The following is a 14,443-nucleotide window of genomic DNA, read 5'->3' as shown; positions in this document are numbered from 1 at the left end:
CTGAGTTTTCGGCACCGACCCAATGGGTCCGAAGGCCCCTGGATGTGACCGCTGGACGGCCGTAGGGTCGACATCATGACTCTGACTGCCTTGCGGACCGCGATGATTCGTTTTCCATTGGTGGCCGGCACGGTCGTGGCGGGGGCGGCCGTTGCGGTGCTCCTGGCCGCAGGGCAGGAATCGGCAGCCCAATGGATGACAAGCGCCTACGCCCTCCTGCTTGCGATCTTTCGGTCCGGCTCCATGGTTAAGGCACTGCGCAACGGCCGATGGGGGATTGACCTCCTGGCGGTGACTGCCATTGCTGCGACCGTGGCCGTAGGGGAGTAGGTGGCAGCCCTGATCATCGTGCTGATGCTGGCCGGGGGTGAAGCCCTGGAAGAGATCGCCCAGGGGCGTGCTACCCGGGAACTGAGGTCCCTGCTCGAGCGAGTCCCGCAAACGGCCCACCGTGAATTGCCGGGTTTGCCCCCGGAAGACATCCCGGCCGGGGACGTCCGCCGAGGCGACATCCTCCTGATCAAGCCATCGGAGGTGGTTCCCGTGGACGGGCTGCTTCTTACGGCGGCCGGCAGTTTCGACGAATCCACTTTGGCTGGTGAGAGCTTGCCCGTTGAACACGCAAAGGGCGATACGCTGCTCAGCGGATCCGTCAACGGCGACAACGCCGTGCACATGAAGGCGACCTCCACGGCGAAAGACTCTCAGTACAGCCAGATCGTGGCCTTGGTCCAGGAGGCGGCGTCGAGCCGGCCGCCAGTGGTCCGGCTCGCTGACAAGTACGCCATTCCGTTCACGATCCTCGCCTTCGCCTTGGCCGGGATCGGCTGGTATTTCAGCCAGGACCCGGTCCGGTTCGCACAGGTCCTTGTTGTCGCCACACCCTGCCCGCTGCTCATCGCAGCCCCCGTGGCATTCCTCGCCGGCACCAGCCGGGCGGCACACTCGGGAATCATCATCAAGAACGGCGGTACCCTCGAACAGCTTGCCCGGGTGCGGACGGCCGTCTTCGACAAGACAGGCACGCTCACCCACGGCCGGCCCACCTTGCACGGCATGTGGGTTCACCGGCAGCATCCGGGCTGGTGACCGAGGACCGGCTGCTGCAACTGGCCGCTTCGGCAGAGCAGTACTCTTCCCATGTCCTTGCCTCCTCTGTGATTGATGCCGCACGGCACCGCGGGCTTGACCTGCTGGAGGGCAGCAACGCGTTTGAACACGCCACCCAGGGGGTCACGGCCACCTGCGGCGACCAAACGGTGGTGGTGGGTAAACCTGACTTTGTCCGTTCCGTCACCTCGGGGTTCGAGGAGGCCGAGGTGGCCGGTGGACAACTGGCGGTCTATGTGGGCGTTGACGGCCGTTTCGGGGGAGCGCTGATCATGAGTGACCCGCTCCGGGACAATGCGGTGAGTACGCTGGCTGACCTGCGCCGGCTGGGCGTTCGGGAAACGCTGCTGCTCACCGGCGACGCGCGGGCCACTGCCGAACAAATTGCGTCCAAGGCCGGGATTTCACGGTTCCAGGCAAGTTGTTTGCCCGGGGACAAGGTTTCCATCGTCGCGGGACTGTGGGAACGCCCGGTCATGATGGTGGGCGACGGCGTCAACGACGCTCCGGTCCTGGCTGCCGCCGATGTTGGTGTCGCCATGGGTGCCAAAGGGTCAACCGCGGCGAGCGAGTCTGCCGACGTCGTCATCATGCTTGACGACCTATCCAAGGCGGCGCTGGCAGTCGACATCGGGCAGCGCACGGTCCGGATAGCGCTGGCGAGCATTTGGATAGGCATCCTGCTGAGCATCGGCCTGATGGTAGCAGCGGTATTCGGATACATTCCAGCTGTGGCCGGCGCCCTCCTCCAGGAGCTTGTCGATCTGGCCAGGATCCTGAACGCGCTTCGTGCCCTGCGCGATGGCCGCCGTCCAACCGCGACGGCGGTGGGCGGCCCGCCGGTGAGCGTTGCGGCAGTGAGGTAACGGCCGACGTCGTGCCTAAACCTGGCGTGACTTCCCCTGTCGCAGGGACGTTTATTTCCCCGCTGAGTCCAGCGGTGGCCACCAGCCGGATGGGGGATTGATGACAAACCGACGGCCGCTGACCTCCGTGGGCGTTACACGCACCAGGTGGTCCTTGCTACCCGCCTCCCAGGGTGACAGCCCGGCGTCGGCTGCTTCCCGGAAATCCTCCTGCGCGCCCACAACCGTGGCAGTCCCCTTGATGATGACGCTCCATGCGATGGTGCCGTAGCTATTCAGGCCGTCGGCTTCCAGTGCGACCGGACTTTCGGCAAGCACCGCATCCAGTTTGGTACCCGGGCCTGTACGGAAGACGACTGTCCCATAGTCGGGGACGTAGTTCACGGGGAAAATTTCGGGCCCGCCAGCTGTTGTTACGGCGACCCGGCAGACCGAAGCCGAACGGAGGTATTTCCAGCAGTCATGAATGTCCAGGGCTTCAGTTTTCTGGCCTGCGTCGTTGCCTTGCATGCTGCCGGGCCCCTACTTCTTGTGCTTCACACGTTGGATGGGGGTTATCACCGTAGGGCACGGCGGATGAGTAAGAACCGCGTGGGCTGTGGAACCGAGCAGCAGCCGTTTGAAGCCGCCCCGGCCGCGGCTTCCCACCACGAGCATCCGGGCGGACGCTGCGGCCTGTACCAGCGCCACGGCCGGTTCCATTTCGGTTTCGAGGACTTTGTGCACCACAAGGTCCGGATAATCCTCGCCGAGGCCGGAGATTGTTTCGGACAGCACGACCTGCTCCTCATCCTGAACCCGTTGGGCCAGATGCTCGGTGAGGGCGGCACTGTCGATCCATCGGTCGGGCCCCCGGGAAGCGTAGACCACTGTCAACTCCTGGCCTTCCCGGTCTGCCTCCGCGGCAGCGAACGCAACGGCCTGGGTGGCTTCTTCCGACCCATCAACGCCTACGACCACGCCCTGCCGGCCTTCGATCTCGTGGTCTCCGATGACTGCGACTGGACACTTCGCTGCGGCGGCGACCTGCAGGGCCCGGTCGGTCAGCGAACCACCCAAATGGGGGGCGCCGGAACCTACCACAAGCATTGACACCTTGGTCGAGTACTTACCCAGCGAGCCGGCGACGCCTCCTTCCAGGACTTTGGTGGTGATCTCAACCGGAACGGTTCCCCTAACGCGCCCGGCGGCGGTTTCCAAAAGTTCGTCGGCCTTCTCCAGCAGCATTCCAGTCCAGGGCATGGGCTCCGCCACCCAGCGATCGTCCACTACGTGGAGGATCACCAGGGCCACGTGGGCGCGCGCGGCCCGCTGCGCAGCCCACCGTACGGCCGCTTGGCTCTGGGCAGAATCATTGGTGGCGACGGCGATTGTGGAGGATCTCACGGCTGGCCTTCCTGTGACTTTTGTTCGGGACTGTGGACGACGAGGACCGGGCAGTGCGCGTGGGCAACGCAGGCCGAGCTGACGGATCCCAGGAGCAGGCCACCGAATCCGCCATGGCCGCGCCTGCCGACGACGATCATGTCAGCGTGGCGGCTGGCGTCAATGAGCGCATCTCTGGGGTGGCCCCTGACGACACGAGGAATGACGTTCGTGGGCGTCTCCGGACCGAACGCCTTTTCCATCGCTTCGTTGAGGATCAGCTCCACACGTTCCTCGAAGCGGTCTATGCCCATTGCGACGTAGCCGGCGTAAACCTGTGGATCGTCCCAGCAGGCGGTGGCCAGCACTTTGGCCCCAACCGGGACGGCCAGTCGCTGGGCCTGCCGGAGCGCCTCCACCGAGGCATCCGACCCGTCCACCCCCACCACGAACCTGGCATCCTGCAACGCTGACTCCACTATGACCGCTTCCCTTCATTACACGATTGCTCCCCTCCAGCCTGAAACGTGAGCTAGTGGACTTGTAGGGCCAAAAGTCACCTAGAAACCGGAGGAACTGCCTGAGCTTGAAAAGCTTTGGCATGGCCAAAGGCACGACTCGCTATCCCTCAGGTTGGGCAGCCGGCTCTGCGTTCTGCCAGAGTCCGATCACGTTTCCTTCAAAATGCACTAGTCCACCCATTGCAGTCACCTAGTTTCCAGAAGGGATAACGCCGCTTACCGGCCCATCATTGAAGACGATATTTCTGTTTTCCAAGGGAATTACCTCGATGGGGGCTAGCTGACCGGTCGCCGGACCGATCACCAGTAGAACGTGCTGGGCGGTGACGCCGGCAAGTGCCGTGACCACCCGGTCGACCAGCCCAGGCTCCGGTGGAAGGTCGACTCCCGCCGGCAGCGGTTCGAGGCCGGCATCGGCCCTTCTCCACACAGTTACCCTGGCGCCGTTCGCGGCGGTGATCGCCTTGGACAATGCCGCCGGATCGAACGCCGTCACCAACGTGACCCGGTCGATGATATGCGCGCTGGTCAGGGACGCGGCTGCCAGGAGTACGCGCTCGCGCCGCCACAGGGCAAAGTGATACGCGGCAACGAGGCCCGCTGCCACCAGGAGGCCGAACGGCGCCCGGATGCGGTCCAGGAAGCTGCCTCCGGTCACATCGCCAAGGAGGAACTCGAAGATCCGGTACCCGATCACCAGGAGGGCAATGAGCGCCACCACGGCACTAATGCCGAAGAACACGATGAGGTAAATGCGCCTGCCGGGAGGAATGGCGTCCGCGCTTGGCCGTTGGCTCCCCGGCTTCCACACCTGCCACCAGACGGGTCCTCCCACCAGGAGGGAACTGATGCCACCCAGCAGCAGGGTGCGCGTGCCGCTCCCCGCAAGGGGAGAAACCGTCATGGCCAACGTTGCATTGATAACAGTGCCAATGCCGGACGCGGCTGCCGCCAGTGCAACGCCCGACGTCACGAGCCGCCCTGCGCGCCGCGTGGCAACGGAACGACGCGCCCCACTGATGCGGTGATATCGCCACACCAAGGCGCCGACGGCGGCAGCGGCGATAGCCGAGCCCAGCGGAGCCAGCAGTTCACTCATGGGGTCACCCCGGTCGAATGCCGTTCTCAGCAGCACAAAAACCACGCCGCCTGATCCGCCGAGCGCCGTGATGCCCGCAGCGAAGATCCCGACGGCAATCAGTGCTACGTCCATCAGCGTGGTCTCCAGTTTGCGGCCGCCACCCTTGAACCAGTGCCACCACCACACGATGCTTCCGCCAGCGGCCCAAACTAGCGCCCGCAGCACAGACTGCCACCACGCTTCCGTCCCCGGCGTGAGGCTGGTGAAGCCCCGGATTGCGACGTCGAGCAAGCCGCCCAGGGCCGTGATGGCGGCGAACGCGCCCGTGAGCAGTCCGAAGGCCGTACCGATAACGGCCGGGACGTCGTCAAGATTGACGGGATGTTTGACGGGGTGCCGCCACATCCAACGGTGCCAGATCCATATTCCGGCCCAGACAAGGCCACCGGACAACGGCGAATGCCACCGGGGTTCTTGCTGGCCGATGAAGGACGCCGCCAACCCCAGGAGGGCCGTCACGGACACGATCAGGGACACCGCGTAGGCGGCGGCCAGGTAGAGGCCCCACCCCGCTGAGATGCGTTCCGCGCCGTCGTCGAGCCTTTTCCAGACAACCCACCACAGGAGCGCGGCGAGCGGTCCGCCGATCAACGTGAAGGCAAGGGAGCGGGCAAGTCCGGCCACATCACTGGAGGCCAGCAGCGCGCCCGTGCTGAACAGGCGCTCAAAAAGGCCGCTGAGCCCGACAGCCGCGATCACCACCAAGGCAAACAGCAGTATGTAGAGGATCAGGCGGCGGAGGGTGAGTTGGGCGGACCCTGCCGTTGAAGCTGTTGTGGAGACTCGGGAAGTCATTGCTTCAAGGTCGATCCGGTGCAGGACAGAAGCTGGTACGGTGCCTGGTCGACCAGCCATTTGCCATCGGTCTTCACTAGGGAGAAGCGGTCCTCCATCTCGTATTCGGAGGGTCCGAATGGGCCACCCGAGCCTGAACTGACGATAGAGACCTTCACCAGGGCCGTGCTGTCCCGCTCGGTGGTTGCGATCAAGACAATCCGGGTGGGCAGCGGGCCGCTTTCGCGGAACCCGCTGCAGGAGGAGCGGGCAGCCTCCGTGAGGTAGGAATCGGCAGTGGCCGTGTCGCCGTCGATGACCGCCGTGCTGTACCGCTGGACAACGCCCGCAGGCGTGGACTCATCCAGCACCTCTGGTTCTCCGCGGGTGAAAACGACTGCCAGCGCGACGATCACCAACAGGGCTATCGCGGACACGATAAAAAGGAGGACCCGGTACGGCTTTCCCGCCGCAGCGTTCATGCCGTCAGTATCGCGCACTAGCAGCCCCTTTGCATGTGTCTTCTGGCCCTCGTTCAGCAGGCTCACAAGTTTCCGGCGTGCCCCGGGGAAACGAGACCCATCAGCAGGAGAAGAAGACCAAGCTCAGCCAGTCCGGCCGCGAAATACTTTTCTCCAGCATCTATTCGACCGAGGTGTTGTGTCGAACCTCAGGATTGGGCGGCCGCTTCACCCACCGGAGTCGCGGAGAGCCGATACGGCGCGATGCGATTGATCCACCGGCTGCCATGGCGATGAAGCCAGCGGCGCCAAGTGCCGTGGACATCAGCGCAGCTCCGATCATCAAGATGACAAAGCCGGTTGAAGTGAGCAGCACCGCGCCGGCCAGGATCCAGCCATTGGACGCTGGCCGCGGCGGCTGCCCCAAGCGTGCGGCGAGCTGCGGGTCATCCTCGAGCAACTGGCGCCCAATCTCGTTGAGCTGGCCACGCTCGCGCCTGGAAAGCGACATTTGTACCCTCCTGAACGTGCATTGGACGCATGAGTCCGACGTCAATATCCAGTGTGCAGCCGGCCTCCATACGCGGGTAGGGGCGAACGTCCCGAACGATTACAGGCGCCTCGACTCTGGATATGGTTGGCAGGCAGGGTAAAGCGGAGGTATGTGCAATGGCGGCGAAACCCCTCCCGTCCACTTCCGTCGGCTGGTGCCGGGATCGGCGAGCAATGGCGCGCGGATAAACTCATCGCTTCGCTGCGCGGCGCTGCCTGGCGGTCCCGGACCGCCGGGGCCGGGACCAAGGGCGACCGCCGCTATTCCTGGGCACGGACCCGCATCAACGGACCCGCCGAAACCGGAGAACACTGGTTGCTGGCCCGCCGGTCCCTGAAAGACCCGACCGACCTGGCCTACTACATTTGCCACGGCCCGAACCGGGTCTCGCTGGCCGAGCTGGTCAGGATCGCCGGCGCCCGGTGGGCGATCGAAGAAACCTTCCACCCTCCAAGGGCGAAACCGGACTGGACCACGGCCAGGTGCGCCAATACACCGGCTGGTACCGCCACATCACCCTCTCCATGTTCGCCAGGCCTTTCTGACCGTGATCCGCTCCAAAAAAGGGGCCCTGCCGCCGGAAGCGGGGAACTGATCCGGCTCTCGCTGCCCGAAATCAGGCGCCTACTCGTCCGGCTGGTCTGGCACCGCACCACCGCCCCCAAGCAAGTCTTGGAACACTCAACCTGGCGACGAAAACACCAACACCGCGCTCGACATAGTCATTACAAAGCCCGCGGCCACACCCCACAAACGCGACTGTACTACTAGCTAGGCGACCAGTTTCTCGCGGGACGCAAAGGCGGCTATTTCGACGTCTGCGCTCTCAGTCGTGAGGGTCATGGCCTGAAAGCCCCGCTGACCGATGTATCTTGAATCCGGATGCCTGCCGGGCCGGGGATCGGCAGTGGTCCCACCGGTCAGCGGGAAAGCAAGCGGGCCGGATTCCGGCCGATGTGCGGGGCGGCCCCGGGGACCTGGGGTTTCCGGGACCGGCCATACCGGCGGGGTAGGGTGCTGCCCCGCGCAGTGGTGTCAGATTTTCTGTGCGCGCAGGCGAAGGGCGTTGGTGATGACGCTGACGGAGGACAGTGCCATCGCGGCGGCGGCGACGATCTGGGAGAGTAGCAGGCCGAACGCGGGGTAGAGGATTCCTGCGGCGAGTGGGATCCCGGCCGCGTTGTAGATGAACGCGAAGACGAGGTTTTGGCGGATGTTGGCCATTGTGGCTTCGGAGAGCTTCCTGGCCCGCACGATTCCGGTCAGGTCCCCCCTGAGCAGGGTGATGCCGGCGCTTTCGATCGCCACATCGGTTCCGGACCCCATGGCGATACCGACGTCGGCCGCGGCCAGGGCGGGCACTACAGGCCACGCGACCGTTCGTTTAGCGTTTGAGCTCGCCGACAGGAAGAACCAAGGCCCTCTGCAGCGGGCCAGCACCACCCACTGTAACTGTCAGTTCCTGACGTAACCTGGACCAGCTACGGGTTGGGGAAGCGGGGATGCCGTTTCCGCCACTGCTGATATGCGGCCGATATGGCGTAGCAGAACCGGCGAATCGAGCAGCCTGAATATAAAAGGATTAGCGCACGTTTTGTTTATAGATCCGGAAACTGTAGCGGTTGCGCATTGTTGTCCCTAGGGTGGCAACATGACTGAGGATCGGTTTGTCCCTGGGCTCGACGGAGCAGCCTCGGATGCGATGTTGAAGTTGGGCCGTTTCTTCACGAAATGGGACCAGACGGAGGACGGCAGGGCGGTATTCCGGGAGGGTGGCCGTAAAGGGGACATCTTCTACCGCGACCGCTGGAGCCACGACAAAGTGGTCCGCTCCACACATGGGGTGAACTGCACCGGCTCATGCTCGTGGAAGGTGTACGTCAAGGACGGCATCATCACCTGGGAATCCCAGCAGACGGACTACCCGTCGGTGGGCCCAGACAGCCCGGAATACGAGCCGCGGGGGTGCCCGCGCGGGGCGGCCTTTTCCTGGTACACCTACTCACCTACCCGGGTCCGTTTCCCCTACGTCCGCGGTGTCCTGGTGGAGATGTACCGTGAGGCCAAGGCCCGGCTGGGTGACCCGGTGCTGGCCTTCGCCGACGTCGTGGGGGACCCGGAACGCCGGCGCCGCTACCAGCAGGCCCGCGGCAAGGGCGGCCTGGTGCGGGTGTCCTGGCAGGAGGCAATCGAAATCGCCGCCGCCGCGCACGTCAACACGATCAAGGCGTACGGGCCGGACCGCTGCGCCGGCTTCTCGCCGATCCCCGCGATGTCCATGGTCTCGCACGCCGTCGGGACCCGCTTCATCCAGCTGATCGGCGGGGTGATGACGTCTTTCTACGACTGGTACGCCGACCTCCCCGTGGCCAGTCCGCAGGTCTTCGGCGACCAGACCGACGTGCCGGAGTCCGGTGACTGGTGGGACGCGGGCTACCTCATGATGTGGGGCTCCAACGTGCCCGTGACCCGGACCCCCGATGCGCACTGGATGGCCGAGGTGCGCTACCGCGGCACCAAGGTGGTGACGGTCAGCCCGGACTATGCGGACAACACGAAGTTCGCCGATGAATGGCTCCCCGCCCAGGCCGGAACGGATGCGGCACTGGCGATGGCCATGGGCCACGTCATGCTCAAGGAATTCTTCATCGAGCGTGAGGTGCCTTTCTTCGCCGACTACGTCCGCCAGTACACGGACCTGCCCTTTCTGGTCCGGCTGGAACGGCGCGACGACGGTTCGCTGACGCCGTCGAAGTTCCTCACCGCGAAGGACCTTCCGGCCGAGTCCGGGGCCGAGGACGCGGCGTTCCGCACGGTGCTGTTCGACAGGAAGACCCGCCTCCCCGCGGTGCCCAACGGTTCCATGGGGTTCCGCTACTCAGGCAGCGGTGAGGGCAAATGGAACCTGGACCTTGAGGGGATCGAGCCGGCCCTGTCGCTGCGCGAAGTGTCCGGGGACAGCGTCGAGATCCTGCTGCCGTGCTTCGAGGACGCCGGCGGCGCCGGCAGCGTCCTGAGGCGCGGCGTGCCCGTCCTCGAGGTCGAAGGCCAGTTGGTCACCACCGTATTCGACCTCATGCTGGCCCAGTACGGCGTCGGCCGCGAAGGGCTGCCGGGGGAGTGGGCTGCCGGCTACGACGATGCCTCGACGCCGTACACGCCGGCCTGGCAGGAGGAGATCACGTCCGTCCCGGCGCAGGCCTGCATCCGGGTGGCCAGGGAGTTCGCCCGCAACGCCGAGGAGTCCAAGGGCCGCTCGATGATCATTATGGGCGCCGGGATCTGCCAGTGGTTCCACGGCGACACCACGTACCGGGCGGTGCTGGCGCTCGTGATGCTGACCGGCTGCATGGGCCGCAACGGGGGCGGGTGGGCACACTACGTGGGCCAGGAGAAGACCCGGCCGGCCACCGGCTGGGTGTCGCTGGCGAACGCCCTCGACTGGTCGAGGCCGCCGCGGACCATGATCGGCACCGGCTATTGGTACATGCATACGGACCAGTGGCGGCAGGACGGGTACTCCGCGGATGCGCTGAAGTCCCCGCTCTCTACCGGAGCCCTGGACGGGATGCACACCGCGGACGCACTGGCCCAGTCCGCGCGGCTCGGCTGGATGCCGTTCTATCCGCAGTTCGATCGGAACCCCCTGGACCTCGCGGATGAGGCGGAGGCCGCCGTCGCCGCCGGCACCGCGAAGGATACCCCCAGCTACATCGCGGACGCGCTGAAAAACCGCACCCTGAACCCGGCGATCGAGGACGTGGATGCCCCGGAGAACTGGCCGCGGACGCTCGTGCTGTGGCGCTCCAACCTGTTCGGCTCTTCCGCCAAGGGCAATGAGTACTTCCTCCGCAACCTGCTGGGAACCCACAACAACGTCCTGAAAGACCACGCCGAAGGGCTTAAGCCCAAGGACGTGAAGTGGCATGAGCAGGCCCCGGAGGGGAAGCTGGACCTGCTGGTTTCCGCGGACTTCCGGATGACGTCCACCACGCTGCTGTCCGACGTCGTGTTCCCGGCCGCCACCTGGTACGAGAAGCACGATCTGTCCTCCACGGACATGCACCCGTTTGTGCACGCCTTCAGCCCGGCCATCGACCCGCCATGGGAGACCAAGACGGATTTCGACACGTTCCACCTGCTGGCCCGGGAGTTCTCCCGGCTGGCGAAGACGCACCTGGGCGTGCGCCGGGACCTGGTCAGTGTGCCGCTGCAGCACGACACCCCGGGGCAGATCGCCCAGCCCGGCGGGATTGTGCGGGACTGGCGGGACACGGACATCCCCGCGGTGCCGGGGCAGAACATGCCCATTTTTTCCGTGGTGGAGCGGGACTACACGGCCATCGCGGACAAGCTCGCCGCCGTCGGGCTACTGGCCGACAAGCTGGGCTTCACGGTCAAGAACGTCACCTACAAACTCGCCGGCCCGTTGGCGCGGCTCAGCCGCTCCAACGGTGTGATGCTCGGCGGTGCCGCGGACGGCCGCCCCGCGATCGATACCGACGCGAAGATGGCCGAGGCCATCCTGGCGTTCTCCGGCACCACAAACGGCGCCCTGTCCGTGCAGGGCTTCAAGGACTTGGAAGTCCGCACCGGGCGGAAGCTGGCGGACCTGTCCGAAGGCTCCGAGGAAAAGTTCATCACGTTCGCGCAGACCCAGGCAGGCCCGGTCCCCGTGATCACGTCGCCGGAATGGTCCGGCTCGGAGACCGGCGGCCGGCGCTATGCCCCGTTCACCATCAACGTCGAGCGACTCAAGCCCTGGCACACCCTGACCGGGCGGATGCACTTCTTCCTGGACCATGACTGGATGATCGACATCGGGGAAGCCCTGCCGATCTACCGGCCGCCACTGGACATGCATCGGCTCTTCGGCGAACCCAAGCTCGGCAGCAACGGGCAGCTGGAAGTAGTGGTCCGGTATCTGACGCCCCACTCCAAATGGTCCATCCACTCCGAATACCAGGACAACCTGCTGATGCTCTCGCTGTCCCGCGGCGGGCCCACGGTCTGGATGAGCCCTGCCGATGCCGAGTCCATCCAGGTCAAGGACAACGATTGGGTGGAGTGCCTGAACATCAACGGCGTCCTGGTGGCCCGGGCCATTGTCAGCCACCGGATGCCGGCCGGCGTGGTCTACGTCCACCACGCGCAGGAGCGCACCATCGATGTGCCGAAGTCCGAGGCCACGGGACGGCGCGGCGGCATCCACAACTCCGTCACCCGACTGCTGGTTAAACCCTCGCACCTGATCGGCGGCTACGCCCAACTGGCTTACGCCTTCAACTACCTCGGCCCCACCGGAAACCAGCGTGACATGGTGGCCACCGTCCGCCGTCGTTCCCAGGAGGTGAAGTACTGATGCGCGTTATGGCTCAAATGGGCATGGTCATGAACTTGGACAAATGCATCGGCTGCCACACCTGCTCGGTGACCTGCAAACAGGCTTGGACCAACCGGGCCGGCACCGAATACGTCTGGTTCAACAACGTGGAAACCCGCCCCGGCCAGGGGTATCCGCGCCGCTACGAGGACCAGGAGAAATGGCAGGGCGGCTGGGAGCTGAACAAGCGCGGCAAGCTGGTGCTCAAGGCCGGCGGCCGGGTGAAGAAGCTCCTGGGAATCTTCGCCAGCCCGGTCCAGCCCGAGCTCAAGGACTATTACGAGCCGTGGACCTACGACTACAAGACCCTTGTGGACGCGCCCCTGGGCGACGACTTCCCGGTGGCCCGGCCCAAGTCCCTGATCACCGGCGAGGACACCAAGATCACCTGGTCCGCGAACTGGGACGATGACCTGGGCGGCTCCACCGAATACGGCCACCTGGACCCGATCGTGGAGAAGGTCCGCCGCGAGTCCGAGGACAAGATCAAGTTCGCGTACGAGCAGACCTTCATGTTCTATCTCCCGCGGATCTGCGAGCACTGCCTGAACCCCTCCTGCATGGCCTCCTGCCCCTCCGGCGCCATCTACAAGCGGGTGGAGGACGGGATTGTCCTGGTGGACCAGGACAAATGTCGCGGCTGGCGCCAGTGCGTCACCGGGTGCCCCTACAAGAAGATCTACTTCAACCACAAGACGGGCAAAGCCGAAAAATGCACTTTCTGCTACCCCCGGGTGGAGGTTGGGCTGCCGACGGTCTGCTCTGAGACCTGCGTGGGCAGGCTGCGGTACCTAGGGCTGTTTTTGTACGACGCCGACGCCGTCACCGCGGCGGCGTCCGTCACGGACCCGCAGGAACTCTACGACGCCCAGATGGACGTGCTGCTGGACCCGAACGATCCCGCCGTCCAGGCCGAAGCCCGGGCCCAGAACATTCCGGAGGACTGGATCGACGCCGCCCGGCGCTCCCCGGTCTACGCCCTCGCCAAGATCTACAAAGTGGCACTTCCGCTGCACCCCGAATACCGGACAATGCCAATGGTCTGGTACGTCCCGCCGCTCTCGCCGGTGGTGGACCTGCTGCGGGACCAGGGGCACGACGGCGAGGATCACGGCAACCTGTTCGGCGCCATCGACGCGCTGCGGATCCCGGTGGAATACCTCGCGGAACTTTTCACCGCCGGGGACGCGGACCGGGTCACAGCGGTGCTGAAGAAGCTCGCGGCCATGCGCTCCTTCATGCGCGGCATCAGCCTGGGCAACGACCCCGACGACTCCATTCCGGAGGCTGTGGGCATGGACAGCCAAACCATGTACGAGATGTACCGGCTGATGGCCATCGCGAAATACGACGAACGCTATGTCATTCCCAAGGCCCACGTGGAACAGGCGCATGACCTTGAGGAGATGGGCTGTTCACTCGATTTCGACGGCGGACCGGGCATGCAGGATTCCTCCCCGTTCGGCGAGGCGAGCGGCAGGCCCGTCCCGGTGGCGGTGGAAACGTTCAACGCTCTCCGCGACCGTCAGACCTCTGACTCGGCGCCCGGTGAAACGTCCCTGCGTGGCCGGGTGAACCTGCTGAACTGGGACGGCACCGGTGCGCCGCCGGGGCTATTCCCCGAAAAGCACACCCCGGGGGAGCAGCCATGACCCGCCGGATTCAGGTCCTCTACCTCGCCGCGGCCTGGTGCCTGTCCTACCCCGACGAGGAGCTCATCGGCCGGGTCCCGCTGATGCGGGCGGCACTCGCCGAGTTGCCCGGTGCCAGCCAGGACTTCGACGACGTGTTGGATCTGCTCGAATCCTCGGAGCCGATGGAGATCCAGGCCCACTATGTGCGCGAGTTCGACCTCGGCCGACGCCACGCGCTGCACCTGAGCTACTGGACTGACGGGGACACCCGGCGCCGCGGCGAGGTGCTGGGCACCTTCAAGAAGACGTACCGACAAAGCGACATCCTGGTGGATACCCACGGCGAGCTGCCGGACTACCTGCCCATGGTCCTGGAATACGCCGCCCTGGTGGACATGGCGGCGGGACGCGGGCTGCTGATCCGGTACCGGGCGAGCCTTGAGATGCTCAGGTTCGGGCTACTGCGGGACGAACTGCCGCATGCCCGAATTCTCCAGGCCATCTGCGCCACGCTTCCCGGGAAATCGCCGGCTGATGAGCAGGCCGTCATGCGGATGGCAGGTTACGGCCCGCCCACCGAAGCGGTGGGGCTGGACCCCTACGATCCGCGCCTGCTGCCCGTGAAAGGGGCCTGA

12 protein-coding genes and 2 pseudogenes are annotated in these 14,443 nt (G+C 65.3%); 7 read left to right on the top strand and 7 right to left on the bottom strand.

Going from position 1 to position 14,443, the window contains the following annotated elements; all coding sequences use genetic code 11:
* Nucleotides 1–75 precede the first annotated feature (75 nt).
* Genes NG701_RS21220 through NG701_RS21210 form a run of 3 tightly spaced genes read left to right on the top strand, consistent with a single transcriptional unit; the run spans nt 76 to nt 1,976 of the window.
* On the top strand, nt 76–330 hold the full coding sequence (locus NG701_RS21220; RefSeq protein WP_308292618.1) for a hypothetical protein: 255 nt from the start codon (nt 76–78) through the stop codon (nt 328–330).
* Entirely contained in the window at nt 331–1,089 is a 759-nt protein-coding gene (locus NG701_RS21215) for an HAD-IC family P-type ATPase (RefSeq protein WP_308292617.1), read from the top strand.
* A complete protein-coding gene (locus NG701_RS21210) occupies nt 1,086–1,976 on the top strand; it encodes an HAD-IC family P-type ATPase (protein WP_308292616.1) in 891 nt (296 codons plus the stop codon). The genes NG701_RS21215 and NG701_RS21210 overlap by 4 nt, the downstream gene beginning before the upstream one ends.
* Before the next feature lie 51 nt (nt 1,977–2,027).
* Here NG701_RS21210 and NG701_RS16265 read toward each other — a convergent pair whose 3' ends face one another.
* The 6 genes from NG701_RS16265 to NG701_RS16240 form a co-directional block, all read right to left on the bottom strand.
* Nucleotides 2,028–2,486 (bottom strand): pyridoxamine 5'-phosphate oxidase family protein, encoded by a 459-nt coding sequence (locus tag NG701_RS16265; protein WP_252568816.1) that lies wholly within the window; start codon nt 2,484–2,486, stop codon nt 2,028–2,030.
* Nucleotides 2,487–2,498: 12 nt separating this feature from the next.
* The gene (locus NG701_RS16260) at nt 2,499–3,362 is read right to left on the bottom strand and encodes a universal stress protein (RefSeq protein WP_252568815.1); all 864 of its coding nucleotides are present in this window, start codon (nt 3,360–3,362) and stop codon (nt 2,499–2,501) included.
* Nucleotides 3,359–3,820: a universal stress protein gene (locus tag NG701_RS16255; protein WP_252568814.1), complete on the bottom strand. Its 462-nt coding sequence runs from the start codon at nt 3,818–3,820 to the stop codon at nt 3,359–3,361. Before NG701_RS16255 ends, NG701_RS16260 begins: the two co-directional genes overlap by 4 nt.
* A 232-nt stretch (nt 3,821–4,052) precedes the next feature.
* On the bottom strand, nt 4,053–5,798 hold the full coding sequence (locus tag NG701_RS16250; RefSeq protein WP_252568813.1) for a DUF5671 domain-containing protein: 1,746 nt from the start codon (nt 5,796–5,798) through the stop codon (nt 4,053–4,055).
* Nucleotides 5,795–6,277 (bottom strand): LpqB family beta-propeller domain-containing protein, encoded by a 483-nt coding sequence (locus tag NG701_RS16245; protein ID WP_308292615.1) that lies wholly within the window; start codon nt 6,275–6,277, stop codon nt 5,795–5,797. The genes NG701_RS16250 and NG701_RS16245 overlap by 4 nt, the downstream gene beginning before the upstream one ends.
* 142 nt (nt 6,278–6,419) lie before the next feature.
* Nucleotides 6,420–6,749 (bottom strand): DUF3040 domain-containing protein, encoded by a 330-nt coding sequence (locus tag NG701_RS16240; RefSeq protein ID WP_252568812.1) that lies wholly within the window; start codon nt 6,747–6,749, stop codon nt 6,420–6,422.
* Nucleotides 6,750–6,956: 207 nt separating this feature from the next.
* On the opposite strand from NG701_RS16240, the pseudogene NG701_RS21525 reads away from it, so the two are divergent.
* Nucleotides 6,957–7,386 (top strand): annotated as a pseudogene (locus NG701_RS21525) (IS701 family transposase); the annotation flags it as partial.
* 440 nt (nt 7,387–7,826) lie between these two features.
* On the opposite strand, the pseudogene NG701_RS16230 reads toward NG701_RS21525, so the two are convergent.
* Nucleotides 7,827–8,150 (bottom strand): annotated as a pseudogene (locus NG701_RS16230) (haloacid dehalogenase); the annotation flags it as partial.
* A 292-nt stretch (nt 8,151–8,442) separates the two neighbouring features.
* Here NG701_RS16230 and NG701_RS16225 point away from each other — a divergent pair.
* Genes NG701_RS16225 through narJ form a run of 3 tightly spaced genes read left to right on the top strand, consistent with a single transcriptional unit; the run spans nt 8,443 to nt 14,443 of the window.
* Entirely contained in the window at nt 8,443–12,153 is a 3,711-nt protein-coding gene (locus NG701_RS16225) for a nitrate reductase subunit alpha (protein ID WP_252568811.1), read from the top strand.
* Nucleotides 12,153–13,826, top strand: coding sequence for a nitrate reductase subunit beta (gene narH / locus NG701_RS16220; RefSeq protein ID WP_193342659.1), 1,674 nt, complete (start codon nt 12,153–12,155; stop codon nt 13,824–13,826). Before NG701_RS16225 ends, narH begins: the two co-directional genes overlap by 1 nt.
* Nucleotides 13,823–14,443: a nitrate reductase molybdenum cofactor assembly chaperone gene (gene narJ / locus NG701_RS16215; RefSeq protein WP_193342660.1), complete on the top strand. Its 621-nt coding sequence runs from the start codon at nt 13,823–13,825 to the stop codon at nt 14,441–14,443. The genes narH and narJ overlap by 4 nt, the downstream gene beginning before the upstream one ends.

Source organism: Pseudarthrobacter cellobiosi (genome assembly GCF_023913815.1).
Classification (GTDB): Bacteria; Actinomycetota; Actinomycetes; order Actinomycetales; family Micrococcaceae; genus Arthrobacter; species Arthrobacter cellobiosi.
This window is presented reverse-complemented; position numbering and strand designations above follow the sequence as displayed.